At 59.2% G+C, this 12,331-nt stretch carries 11 protein-coding genes and 1 pseudogene; 7 read left to right on the top strand and 5 right to left on the bottom strand.

Going from position 1 to position 12,331, the window contains the following annotated elements; all coding sequences use genetic code 11:
* Positions 1-572 precede the first annotated feature (572 nt).
* The gene (locus tag ABEL04_RS15085) at positions 573-980 is read left to right on the top strand and encodes a hypothetical protein (RefSeq protein ID WP_375803228.1); all 408 of its coding nucleotides are present in this window, start codon (positions 573-575) and stop codon (positions 978-980) included.
* Between the two features lie 1,430 nt (positions 981-2,410).
* On the opposite strand, the gene ABEL04_RS15080 is transcribed toward ABEL04_RS15085, so the two are convergent.
* The gene (locus ABEL04_RS15080; RefSeq protein ID WP_375803227.1) at positions 2,411-2,740 is read right to left on the bottom strand and encodes a BrnA antitoxin family protein; all 330 of its coding nucleotides are present in this window, start codon (positions 2,738-2,740) and stop codon (positions 2,411-2,413) included.
* On the bottom strand, positions 2,706-3,002 hold the full coding sequence (locus ABEL04_RS15075) for a BrnT family toxin (RefSeq protein ID WP_375803226.1): 297 nt from the start codon (positions 3,000-3,002) through the stop codon (positions 2,706-2,708). The genes ABEL04_RS15080 and ABEL04_RS15075 overlap by 35 nt, the downstream gene beginning before the upstream one ends.
* 231 nt (positions 3,003-3,233) lie before the next feature.
* Between ABEL04_RS15075 and ABEL04_RS15070 the strand changes: the two are divergent.
* The 4 genes and pseudogenes from ABEL04_RS15070 to ABEL04_RS15055 form a co-directional block, all read left to right on the top strand.
* A pseudogene (locus ABEL04_RS15070) lies at positions 3,234-3,956 on the top strand (tyrosine-type recombinase/integrase); the annotation flags it as partial.
* A 1,380-nt stretch (positions 3,957-5,336) separates the two neighbouring features.
* The gene (locus ABEL04_RS15065; protein WP_375803225.1) at positions 5,337-5,843 is read left to right on the top strand and encodes a hypothetical protein; all 507 of its coding nucleotides are present in this window, start codon (positions 5,337-5,339) and stop codon (positions 5,841-5,843) included.
* Between the two features lie 629 nt (positions 5,844-6,472).
* Positions 6,473-7,738 carry a helix-turn-helix domain-containing protein gene (locus tag ABEL04_RS15060; protein WP_375803224.1) on the top strand — a complete coding sequence of 422 codons (1,266 nt, stop codon included), beginning with the start codon at positions 6,473-6,475 and terminating at the stop codon, positions 7,736-7,738.
* A 59-nt stretch (positions 7,739-7,797) separates the two neighbouring features.
* Complete coding sequence (locus ABEL04_RS15055; protein ID WP_375803223.1) at positions 7,798-8,184, top strand: type II toxin-antitoxin system PemK/MazF family toxin; 387 nt, start codon at positions 7,798-7,800, stop codon at positions 8,182-8,184.
* Between the two features lie 533 nt (positions 8,185-8,717).
* Here ABEL04_RS15055 and ABEL04_RS15050 read toward each other — a convergent pair.
* The 3 genes from ABEL04_RS15050 to ABEL04_RS15040 all read right to left on the bottom strand — a co-directional run bounded on the left by ABEL04_RS15050 (position 8,718) and on the right by ABEL04_RS15040 (position 11,156).
* Positions 8,718-9,008 carry a toxin-antitoxin system HicB family antitoxin gene (locus ABEL04_RS15050; protein WP_375803222.1) on the bottom strand — a complete coding sequence of 97 codons (291 nt, stop codon included), beginning with the start codon at positions 9,006-9,008 and terminating at the stop codon, positions 8,718-8,720.
* Between the two features lie 332 nt (positions 9,009-9,340).
* Positions 9,341-10,084 carry a DUF3800 domain-containing protein gene (locus ABEL04_RS15045; protein ID WP_375803221.1) on the bottom strand — a complete coding sequence of 248 codons (744 nt, stop codon included), beginning with the start codon at positions 10,082-10,084 and terminating at the stop codon, positions 9,341-9,343.
* Positions 10,085-10,199: 115 nt separating this feature from the next.
* Positions 10,200-11,156 (bottom strand): tyrosine-type recombinase/integrase, encoded by a 957-nt coding sequence (locus tag ABEL04_RS15040; RefSeq protein ID WP_375803220.1) that lies wholly within the window; start codon positions 11,154-11,156, stop codon positions 10,200-10,202.
* A 196-nt stretch (positions 11,157-11,352) separates the two neighbouring features.
* Between ABEL04_RS15040 and ABEL04_RS15035 the strand changes: the two genes are divergently transcribed.
* Positions 11,353-11,700 (top strand): hypothetical protein, encoded by a 348-nt coding sequence (locus tag ABEL04_RS15035; protein ID WP_375803219.1) that lies wholly within the window; start codon positions 11,353-11,355, stop codon positions 11,698-11,700.
* A 176-nt stretch (positions 11,701-11,876) separates the two neighbouring features.
* Positions 11,877-12,299, top strand: coding sequence for a hypothetical protein (locus ABEL04_RS15030; protein ID WP_375803218.1), 423 nt, complete (start codon positions 11,877-11,879; stop codon positions 12,297-12,299).
* Positions 12,300-12,331: the final 32 nt, after the last annotated feature.

Genomic DNA, 12,331 nt, shown 5'->3' with positions numbered 1-12,331 from the left:
AACCGCCAGGAAGAACTCCTTCTCAGGTCGTTTCAACTAGACTTGCATTTACGCCAACCGCCGACCGCTGATGGGACGTCCAAGACGAATATAGGACATGGAGAACGGACCCGTCTTCAGGCCTACTTTGCGTCCCCATCATGAGCTTTCAAATCAGAAGGGGGATCACGATAACCTCCAGCTGTTCGCATATGATCGACGGGCACGCTGGCGACTGAGGAGTTCCGAAACAATAGAGACAGAGATGAGAACCCCCATACACGTTTATGGCCGTTGAAGGCTGTTCTAGACCCTGTACAGTTCGCCAACAGTGTCGGACTGTTTCTGAAAAAACACGCAGAAGGTCCTCGACGGCAGAACTACCGAGCGCATCGGAGACGAAATAGCGGCAGAATGCCCCTTCAGCCGCGAAGGCTCCCTTGCCGCGTTTCATCACCAGGCACGATTCGACGTCGAGAGTGCTCCCGGATATGTCTGATACTGACGAAAGCAGTGCGACTCGCGCAACAAACCGCGGAGGTGGGCGACTGAACAGGCGTCTCGGCCCTGGACTGCATGAGTTTCTCGCTGCCATGCTGTTCGGGCTGCTGGCCGCGATGGAGTGGTTCGCAGGCGGCTCCTTGTGGGTCGGAGTCTCCCAAGCGGCAGTAGGGACGATGCTGTCGGCCCGAGGCGTGGAGAAACTCTTCTTCAGAGAGGTAACCCCGATCTTCAACTGGAAGTCCGCGGGCGCCGCTTCCGGTAAGGAGCGCCCTGGCGATGAGCAGAGCCTTGGGCACCAGCCCCTTGGTGAGCAGGCCTCTGGCGAGCAGAAAGCGCGCGGCCACACCGACAGACAGGCGTTTCGGAAAGGGCTATGGTGGGTGAAGGTTAGTGCCTGGGCTATCGTTCTCGGCCTATTTGCGGCATATGGAATCCCATCGCTTGTCGAGACACTGGTTGGGGCACCGGGCGTTCTTATTCTCTCTGGCCCCCCGTAGACCGCAGGCCGCGTATCGAAGGAACTGTTGAGACTGTGCGGACACGCCCCGGTCCGGGCGCTTTCCTGTAAACTGCTTCAAAAACCACCGGATACTGTTGGCGAACCTCTTTTGAGGACCATTTGGATCATCGAAAGTAGGATGGGAGTCTTCTCTTTACCGACTCGCCCTCTTCGCCTGGCAAAAGTGCGCTGGGTAGAATCCGGTAGAGGGAAGCGCCATCGCCGGGCCGAACGCGGGTGATCCACGTCCCCTCCAGGGCCTTTGCGGCTTGGCGGACAGCAGGCTTGGACCTGCCGGTAGCGCTCGCCAAGTCTCTGTTGGGAAGCTCCCCCCACCGCCTGTGAACCGTCTGAGGCGCTGTCTCTCCGGAGCCACCTTCCTTAGACCAGCCCCAGGTTGCTCGGAGCACAGCGAGCACGACTCGCAGCGCCGCGCCAGACGGAAGCTCGGAGGCCTTTTCCAGGAGCACCGTCGGCACGTAAGTGTACCGCCGGGTCGGTACCTCCATGCATAGCGCGTAGCGGTAGCCGTGCCCCGAGCGGTCAACGTCTACCCACCCGGCCTCTTCGAGACTTGCGAGGCCGTTTCTTGTGCCCTAGTCGGAAAGGCCTGCGGTGTTTTCGATGTCCCGTCGAGAGAAAGATTTCCCGGGACATGTCCACTTTGAGGCCTCCGGATCAAACCGGAACGATTGGTGGATCAAGGCCAGGAGGCACCGGAGGGCCGCGTCTCCCATGGACGGCATCTCGCGAAAGACGCGATTCGGGACCGGCAGTCGAAAGAGATCCGGGGGAAAGGGAGCGGTTGCTTCCGGATCGATCCCATCTGAGGGGCTTTCCGGACCGGAATCCTGCGCATAGAACTGTTTTGATTCCTTCAATCCCGGCCTCTTAGAGGGGGGATTTGAGGGAGGTGAAGGTTTTCGGGACGGATTTGCGGAACCCGGATACGGGCTCATGCTTCTACTGAGGTGAGGTATCGTGACCTCCTGTGTGATTCCTTCAGGTACACACGGGCTATGCCCCACCGACTGTGCCAGCAGTCGGTGGGGTTTTCTTTTTGCTCAGATCTGTCTTCGAGCTTCCGTTCGGAAGCTTGCTGTTTCTTTCGGCATGTCTTCAACGAAGCGGGGAAAATAGAGAAGCCCTCAGGCCGGGGCGCTGGCTACCGGTTTCGTGGGGACATGCCTGTCAGAAATCAGGCACCCGGTAGCGCTTGCGGATCGCTCCGCCTGCGCCCCACCCTGAGGGCTCCAGGTAGGGTACAGTAAGTATGTCACGTGACCTTCTGTTAGCAGAACCAAGCTCGGGTCCCACGCCTCGTCTGGCCGCTGGTGCGCGGTGGGAGACCGCGTCCGTCACGTCACCCCTGAGGGTACAGATCGAAGATGGAAAACGTCAAATCCAATTCGGGAGCGGCTCTAACACCTATTCAGACCCCTGCCCTTCCAGTCGCTTCGAGGTCACGTAGGCCCGGAGCACGTCGTTGATGCGGCTCTGGTAGCCGGGTCCACCCTGCTTGAAGTGCTCGACAATGTCCTCATCGAGACGGATCGTGATCCGCTTCTTGTCGGAGGCAGGCACCACGAGTTTGGCCTTCTGGAACCACTCCTCGTCCAGAAGGACGGCGTCGGGGTCCTCGCGGACGGCCTCCTCGATCTCTTCGTCGGTCTTTTCCTGGAGAGCCTCCCAGTCGGTCTGGCTTTCCATCTCCTCCAGCTGATCAGCCGAATAGGACTTGGTACGCTCGTCGCTCATCGTCTCGGACTCGTCTTGCTGAGATGATTCGATAGGCTCCATTTCGCCGCGTGTATACGACGGCCACAAGGGAACCGGACCAGTTCTCGGGCCGGGTTTCGGGAGGGTGCAATCTCCCTACTGCCACGTGTCGCCGCTCCCCTCCTTTCGGGGACAGGTACGTCAGATGCGGGTTTTTGAACACCGGCGTAATGTCCCGGAAGTCGACGTCATGCTTCTCGATGTTCGCCCGTCGCTTTTCCTCATCCCATTCAAATTGCATCGCCGGATGGACCTACGTAGGAAAAGCGATGAGCAAGCGCCCGTTTTAAGGGCTTCCATGCCTTCTCGTCCTTTTCTGTGCGCACTAACGTGCATACGAGAAGGTTCGTTTCGCGACTACTTGCTGAATAGTTTTGCGCAATGTCAACCGGGCATGATTCCAAAACAGTGAATCCCGGGAGCTTGATCAGAAGCGAAAAAATACCAGCGCTACTTCGGTCCCTGTCGCGATTACCTCTACATGCGCTTGATGCTCAAAGCGGGTCTTCGGGCCTCGGAGGCGACGGCCCTCCGGCCAGAGCACATCGACCTCATGAGCGGAAAGCTCTCGGTCCGCGAAGGCAAGGGCGCGAAGGACCGCACCCTTTGGGTGGGAGAAGAAATCCTTAGCGAACTCCAGGAGTGGATGGACCGGCGCAGAGAGGAGGCCGAAGCCTCGCACTTTCTACTCCCGACTCGAAAGGGCACGGAGGTGGCCACCTCTCACCTCCGTCGGTCCGTCAAGCGGTACGCACGGAAGGCAGACATTGAGGAAGTAGACCGAGTCAGTCCGCACACGCTCCGGCACACCTTCGCCACGCGGCTCTACCGGGAGACCTCCAACATCCGCATGGTACAGAAGGCGCTCGGCCACTCGGATTTGTCCACGACGATGATCTACACCCACGTGGTCGACGAAGAACTGGAGGGCGCGAGTGAGCCGAGCCAGAGTGGGTTCGGAGACTGTTCTTTCAAACGAACACAGGTCGATGAGGCGGCTCGATGGTCCTACGGGACGAAGCGGCGGAGCGGTAGGCTCCGGAGTGAAAAATCAGTCCCAGGAAGGGGGAGACGGGTCCAGTGCCGGGACCTAAGCAACTCCTCTTGGCCACGATCCGACAGGACAAGTCCAAACAAACCGCCTAAATTCCTATGGCGAATCCAGGCCCTCACCGAAGGCAATAGCAAGAGCTAAAACAAAGAAGCGATGTGGGACAGCCCCGTGTCCCAGGAAGGCATAATGACGAGGAAGTACCTATGAAACAGATGCTGCTACCATACAGAACTGTCAATGGCTTTGGCATAATGGATGACCTACGATGGGTGGCCTATGAAACAGAAACTGCTTCCACGCAGAAGCTGTCAATGGCCGAAGCAGAATGGGAACGTTTAGGAACCAGACACCGCAACCAAACGGAAACTGGCAATGGCTGGATGGGCGAGAGCCGAGAGACTGGGATTCCACAGCCGGCCGGAGGGCCGGGTCAGTCGAAGATGACTGGTCGAAGGTGAGCCCAGCCATACGGACACATATTTTAGAAAATCTATTTTACGTGTCCGCGAAAGCGTCTCATCGCGCGACGTGCCGGACTGCTCCATGCCCTCAACAAAGGAGCCCGGACTGGGAAACCCCTCCAGCGAGAGGAGGTGATAAGGGACAATTGGAGGGCGGCGTCCGCCGTCGGATGAAAACCAACGAACCCACTAACTTGGGAACGGCCTTCAGAGACTGAAAGGCCCCTACCGGGCTTGCGCTCTGGAGGCCGGACGGAGCTGCCGTAGTAGCCTCGAAGCGGGGCAAATCCCCGATAACGGCCACGTTGGCCTAGGCGAAGGGCAGCAGCAGAAGACGAACGCTGGTCTGGAAGGTACTCGAAATCGTATCAATCGGTGGATGCCGGTGGCCCATGGAGGAAAACAGATTCAACTGGCGAGTAGGATTTCGCTTCGAGTCTTCTGCGGAGAGCCGTTGCGCCGTGAGGAACGGCACGCACGGTTCGGAGAGAAGCCCGGCTCGCTCGAAATAAGAGCGGTCGGGCTTACTCTACTGAAGGGACTTTGACGGAACAGCCGCGGCAGGCGAGCCGGGCCCTGATGAGGAAAGAGGCGTTTCGGCTCGAAGGACCGGCTACGCAGGGCCTCTCAGAGCGGAAAGATCTCCTCGTTCAAGGGGAAAGGGCGAACTTTCCGCGCTCAGGGCTCTTTTCCAACACCGGACGTGCCGGTGCTGATGGGCAGCCCGGCAATTTGAGCACATTGCTGTTTGGCCGCAGCGCTGGAAAGTTTTCGAGCTGATTCGAACGACCGACGCAGCCTGCGACGCATTTTTGCCCGAAGTGTAGCGGACTCGGGGCGAGTCGCGTGTGAGGAGCAGGTGGAGCTGGAGAGATGAAAACGACTGGACCCGAGGGCGAGACCCAGTTCCAGCCGTGCAGGGAGTGTGGAGGTAGTGGGTGGGTCGACTGCCCGCGGTGCTCCAGTCCAGACGGGCCAGCTGGCAGAAACATCGACCTCGATCAGCGGAGCCGGGGGGACAGTATGTTTTAGGCTGCCGTTTTCCGCCCCCCACCAGGCCATGGAGGCCTCACTTGCCTCTTCCCCCGCGCCTGAACGCAACCCCCCGAAACTGATGGGAACGACCCTCTACGACGAAAGCGCCTTCCGAAAGATTTCCACCTCCCTTCTATACCACGCCCGCGCCAACTCTGAATTTCGGGACCGGCTCCGGAAGGCCCTCGGAAGCGATAGCACGGAAGAGGAGCCCGCCGCGTCCCTGCCCTCTCAATGCGAAGCCTTCGCCGCGGTGCTCTACCACGGCAACCGGCGGACGGCCGAGGAAAATCATCCCGAAGACGCCTCAATTCCCGATCCGGTAGCGCCAGGGGCCTTCGCCCCAGGCGACGTAAGGCCCGAAGAGATCGACAGTGGGGAAGAACGCCCAGACGCGGTCGTTCGCCCCGCTCGCCTTCGGGAGCTCGTGGAGGAGGTGACCTACAACTCCGTGACCTACAACTCCGATTTGCCCGACCGGCGAACAATCGCCGTGGAAGCGGCCGTGGCCCACCTCGTTCTCGACGAATAGGCCACCAGGGAGACGGGTATTCTACTCCTTGACGGTACGAAGGCAACGGAGGGACAACGCTTCCAACAATTTACAAGGGAGGAAGCCCTTTGCACTCGATCGGCAGGCAACTCCAACGCCCATGGGCAGTGGACCAGTGCGCTTGCCGGCCGCGGAAACGTTCCGCCCAGGCCTTTCTTGTACGAATCAGGAACCTCTATGAACGGATTTTTTCCTACGTTACCGAAGACGCGACGCCTCGGGAATCGACGGCGGACGCGAGAGACGAACACCGACAAACGCAACGGAAAGCGCCGGAAGAGGCGCAAAGGATCGAAGAGTGAGGAGTAGCTCTTTTCTGCCTGTCCCGGCTTCTGACACCGTTCTACTCGCCGGTTCTGAACGGACCGAGATCCCGTTCGCACTGCTCACGCCAACGGGGCGCGTTCAGAGCTACGCTTCGCCATAATTGCTTTTATCGGAGGTGTTGGTCCGACCCCGAAAATGGTGCCTCACCGGGCCCGGGGCAGTTTGTGGAAGCGTTCGTCGCCTGGTAGCCCTCGGGGAACGAAAGTTGACAGCATTTGTCCCATAATATAGTCTTGTCAACCGGCCGTTCCGCGTGTCTCTCTTCAGGTCAGCCCGATCTCATGACCAGTCCTGCACGAACCACCGACATGAACCGCGAGTCCATCAAGGGGGATCGTATCCGCCAGCTTCGACTCGCGGAGGGAATGACGCAGGCCGAGCTTGCTGAGGCCACAGGTGGTCTCGTATCGAAGCAAATGGTTTCACGGTACGAGCGAGGCAAGGCCCAGCCATCCCCCTCGGTACTGGAAGGACTTGCGGAGGCGTTCGGCGTGAAGACGGCCGACCTCTTTCGGAAGCCGGTGGTTGACATCGAGTTTGACGCCTATCGCCGGTTCGGGCAGCTCGGAACGCGGGAACAGGAGCAGATCGAGCGCCAGGTCGAGCGGGAGCTGGAGAAGCGAATCCAGCTTCAAGACTTGCTTGGACAGCTTCGAACCGGCCCGATCCCCTCGAACGAGTGGAACGTGACGGGCCCAGAGGACGCCGAGCAGGCGGCCGTGGAGCTACGTAAGCGGTGGCAGCTTGGCCTCGCGCCAATCGCAAACGTTACCGAGGTCCTCGAGGACCACCACGTCCACGTGATCAAGGTTACTGGTTTTGACGACTTCGACGGGCTTTCGGCACGAGCCTGGGACAAGGGGGACCTCCTCGCCGCCGCGGTGATTTACTGCGGAGGTCGGCCCGGGGAACGGCAGCGGCTTACTCTTGCCCATGAACTGGCCCACCTCGTCTTAGACACAGAGGGGTTGCCTGAAGAAGGCTCTGAAGAGTTTGACGAAGAGGACGCCGTGTTTCGAATGGGCGCGGCCTTCCTGGCACCGCGGGAGCCGTTTCTCCGGGACGTAGGACAGAAACGCCAGTCGATTCAGCTACAAGAACTCCTTCTCCTGAAGAAGGAGTATGGGATGAGCATACAAGCTCTCCTCTATCGGCTGAGAGACCTGGAGGTGATCTCCGAGCACCACCACCGGCAGTGGTCGATCGAGATCAACCGGCAGGGCTGGCGGAAAGCCGAGCCGGAGGAGATCGGCCCCGAACGGCCAACGTGGCTTCGCCGGTCGACGTACCGGGCATACTCGGAGGGACTCATCTCTGAGGAGGAGGCAGAACAGATCCTGGGGGAAAACCCAGATGGAAAAGAACCCTCTTCGACCCTTACCCAGCGACGCTCCCTCATGGAACTGCCTGTCGAGGAGCGTCGCCAAGTCCTTTCCAAGCAGGCCGAGGAGATGAAAGAGTATTACGAAGAGACCCGGGAGGAGCGGGCCGAAGAGCATGGGGGAAGCATTTACGACTACGATCGTGAGGAGGCACGTGACGAATAGCTCGCCACCCCTCGTGTCTTCTCCGACCGATACGCCCCCAGCAAGCCCGATGGTCGCTGATGAGCAGTCCCCGCGATAAGGAATCCGACGACGAAAAACCTCCTCCAAAGCGAGGCGAGATCTGGCGCGTGGGATTCGACCCGACGGTTGGATCAGAGATAAAGAAGACCCGACCAGCAGTTGTAATCAGTTCCGATGCGGTTGGGACGCTACCCGTACGCCTCGTCGCGCCGTTTACGGGTTGGCAGGAGCACTTCGAGGGCAACCTCTGGCACATTCAGGTGAGCCCAACCGAGCAGAATGGGCTCGAAAAAGAGTCTGCCGCAGATGCCCTCCAGGTCCGAAGCGTGGACACGTCCCGGTTTACAGAAAAGCTTGGCCGGATGCATCCTTCCAGACTGGAAGAGGTTGTTACCGCCGTTGCGCTGGTAATCGAGTATCGGTAGTTCAACTGTCTACCGGCTGCCCTGAACGGGCTTGTCTTGTTCCCAGGTCTTGTTCCCACCCCGTCCCGAGCATTCGAAACAGCGGTGCCTGAGAAGCGGCTCCTACGAGACACCACCACGACCTGTCTCTGAGACCTCGGGAAGCTGGTCTCTCGGTCTACGTTCGGGTATGCCACCTGAGACAGGTTACTTGCGTTGACAGAATTGTTCTTACCGGAAGCGTAGGTCCTGGCCGAAAAACCAGGGCTCATCTGCGCAAAATCAGTGCCCCGATCCGCCGCTCATCTCGACGGCTTGCCGATCGGAGCCGTCGGGAATCGTTCGCCGAGGATCACGCTGAAGGTCCGATCTGAAGCCGCTCTCCCTGCCTACGATGGGCGGTTTATCCGCTCTGAGAGGGTGTCGAAATTGGAGACTGACGATACACGTCTCAAAGATGTCTGCAAGGGGTAGCTCCAGGCTACGCCTCGTATAACTGCGGACTGTTGGAAGCGTAAGAGAGAGAAATTTATCTCCGAAGCAGGCCCTCTCTCCTACGTTGCTTTGGCGGGTCGTCTGTCCCCTTCCCGAGGTTCTTCGTCTCCGGCCCGGTTCAGAAGGTCTTCCATCAGCTTGTCGGGCTGGGCGCATTCCTCCTCGGCGACGGCCTCCCCAAATCGCTCCAGGGCGTCGAGGTGAGCAAACTGGGCCTCCGCGTCGAGCCGCGTGATCTTCTCCGAGACGGCCAGCATCACGAGCTGGTTCATCGAGATGCCTTCCTCCTCGGCAAGATCGCTTGCCTTCCCGCGTAGGGAGTCGGGAAGTCGAACGGTCAATCCGCCCATGGCTCTGTTTAGCTGTTTTATTCAATTGCGCGGGTGGGCTCCCTCGATGTCATCACCTCGACCCCAAGCTGGCTGGCGTCGGTGAAGTCTCCAACGTTGAAAACGGCGAGCCGGCTCGCCTACGCCGCGATTGCCGCCTTCAGCACGTGCGCGTAATCTGAGGCCCGAAACCGTTCCAAAGTGGAACAACCGGTGATCCTTGGGGTATCTCCTATTGGAATTTCTAAATGGATTGGGTTTTCCCGGTCGGCGTCTAGCCTCGGCTCAGCCGAGGCTTTTCGCTTTTGTGGGGCATCCCATGGAAACGCATTTCATTGGGGAAATACCTTTCATTAGGGGAATACCTTCAGTCCCTTTCCCCGAATCTTCCCGTCGGGTCCCCTTCGGAGTTTCCCCTCGATGACGTCGTAGGCCCGGTTTTTCTGTTCAGGCTTCAAGATATGCCGCCCGATCGGCCGGGCCACCAGATCCGCGAGCTGAAGGCCCGCGGCGTTGCTTTGTTTGTCGGAGAAGACGATATTGAACGGGAGTTGGACCCCAACCTCGTTGTTCTCCTCGTCGAGGACCCGGCGAAATTCCAGCTCCAAGTTTCTGTCTTCCTTGTCTCCCCTCTCTTCGAATACGATGTGGAGCTTGCCGTCGTCGCATCCCTTTCTACTGAGGTGCATGTAGAGCCGCTCCAGCCCGAACGCCATAGCAAGGTGATACGGGTTGGTGGGGTCGTCCTGCTCCTTTTTGAGTCTTCGTTTGTCAATGACACTTGCGAAGATCGTGAGCGGGGCCCCCCGGACAATGCCGGAAACGTCTCCATAGAACTCGTTTCGGGTCTCCTCCCGCCGTAGGATCGAAAACGCCGCCTCCTCCTTCCGGATCTCTCGTTCGTGGAGGATGACCTGATCGTGGCCGAAGTACTTGAACTTCAGGTGCGTGATGTTGGTCGTTACTTCCTCTGCGTACTTCTCCTTGTCGAAGAGGCAGAACGCGAGGACGAAGATGGGATACTGCGGATCAATGGACGTGAGGCTGTGATCGCCGCTCTCGTCGACGTAGACAATGTAGTCGTCGAAGCTGGGCATCCCTCGGTTTGGCTTGGCGTCCGATGTGGAGGGTGCAGGATAAAGCTCAGAACCCGAGACATGTTCATCTCCATTTGTCTGGATCCGTGACTACACAGAGAACAGTCTCACCTGCTCAAATCCTCACCCGCTCGATTTCCTCCTGCTCCACGCGTTGGTCCCGGTGGTCGTAGATCCGGGTCGTATTTGCCGAGGCATGCCCGGCAATGTGCTGGGCGGTCTCCAAGTCCCCATCGTTTTCGAGGTAGGTCGTGATGCCGGTGGCGCGGAACGTATGGCAAGAGATCTGATCGGGATCGAATCCGGCATCGGAGGCCCGTCGCTTCACCATTTGAAGGGCATTGTCTGCCTGAAGCCGCTTGCCGGTGAGCTCACCGGTGCGTCCGCGAAGCGACTGAAATAAAGGTGCATCCCGCTCTTCGCGGATGCCCGCTGCATCTAAATACGCGTCGAGGTACTCCCCGGCCTTGTGGTGAACAGGCACCGTCCGGCGCTGCCCGCCTTTTTCATGCAGACGAATCATCCATCGGTGCCCGGCCCGGAAATAGTCCCCGACGTCGAGCCGACAGACCGCAGACACGCGGGCAAACGTGTACGTCATCACGCCGATGATGGCACGGTCCCTCAGCTGAGGCAGCTCCTTTTTCTCCTCTACGATCGAGTCGAGGAGCTCGCGGGCTTCCTCTGCGGTGAGGGCTGGCGTCTTTCCGCCGTCGGCGTTTAGCTTCGGGGAGCGGACCGGCTCGGCGGGACTGGCCTCCAGAACCTGCCCGGTGACGAGGAAGTCGAAGAGGCGACGCAAAGCAGCCAGGTTCTGTTTGACCGTTGCGGGCGCACGGTTGTCTTCTTCGACGTAGGCGGCGACGTGGACCGGCTCAATATCGGAAAGATCGAGCCCTCGCTGGGCTGCCCACCGAAAGAAGCGTCTCACGGCCCTCCCGTACGCCTCCCGGGTGTTCGGATTGCGGATTTCGGCGGTGAAGAACTCGATCACTCTGTCGGCAGTGTCTTCGCCGGCGTCCTGGAGAACGGCCGGGAGCGTTTGCCGGAGCTGGGGAATCAGGTCGGCCATGATGGGGGGCTTCAACTGAGGAAATCCTGGTCGAAAATCGCGGCCTGCTAACCGCTCAGTAGCATTGCATAACAAGCTTTATCCGATGCAACTTTGACCCCTACGTCTCGTTGAGCTTGATCCTTTACCTGAAGCTCCGAGGATGGGTCGATCAGGTCACTCGTGGCGAAGCCTCTGACCGATCCCCGATACATCCGTGAGTGACTCCAGCCAGCATTCTGACTCCGTGGACCAGGGAAACGGCCTCACCTCCACCTTGCGCTCGGGTGCAAAATGGCTCGCCATCTCGTCGGTGGTGGTTGGGCTTCTTCCCGTCGCGTCGACTTTCACGGCTGGCACCGTCGCAAACGTCCTTGGGTGCCGGTTGAATGAAGCTGCTTTCCATCCCTGCTACATATTTGGGATAAATATCGGCGATTTGCTTTACACGATGGGCGTTGCTGGCTGGTACACATTCTTGAGCATTCCTCTGGCTGGTGCCGGCCTAGTCATTTCTGGAGTCCTCTCGGGTGGGGTTCGGCTGTGGGAAGCCTTTCGTGAGTAGGATCCGCCTTCGCCAAGACTCGCCGCACCGGAGCGCTTGGGCCGCTCGTACATCACTGAACATTCTGCCTGGTTGATTGCCTTTTGCCGGCGTACGTGTTTGCCGAGTGTGGAGGCGACGCCGACCTTGCTTCAGAGTGGAGTAGGAAGCCCGAGTCGTTCGATTTTTGGCCAGGGATGCCTGAAATTCAAGAAACCACCCGGATGGAACGTGCCGGCAAAGAGGTTGGCGTGGAGCTTCGTCACAACCGCGTTCAGAAGACACTCTTCGCCGAACTGGCCGAGGCGGTCGGACCTGAAAACGTCGGCGCCGAGGTGGATTCGGGAAGCGGCGGGCGCGTAGACGTGGTTGCTAGAGACGAAGGTTCCGGCTTGACCTTCTACGAGATCAAAGTGGGCCGATCTCCGGGAGCCTACATCCGGGATGCTATCGGCCAACTGCTGGAGTATTCTCTTTGGCCCGGTTCGGAGCGACCTGAGAGGCTGGTCGTGGTCGGCGAAGAAGAGATTGGCTTGATGGCTAGTCGGTATCTTGAGAGACTAAATTCCAATCTTTCCTTCTCCGTAGAGTACAGGCGGCGTAAATGCAAGTCTAGTTGAAACGACCTGAGAAGGAGTTCTTCCTGGCGGTT

Source organism: Salinibacter sp. (assembly GCF_042218895.1).
Classification (GTDB): domain Bacteria; phylum Bacteroidota; class Rhodothermia; order Rhodothermales; family Salinibacteraceae; genus Salinibacter.
This window is presented reverse-complemented; position numbering and strand designations above follow the sequence as displayed.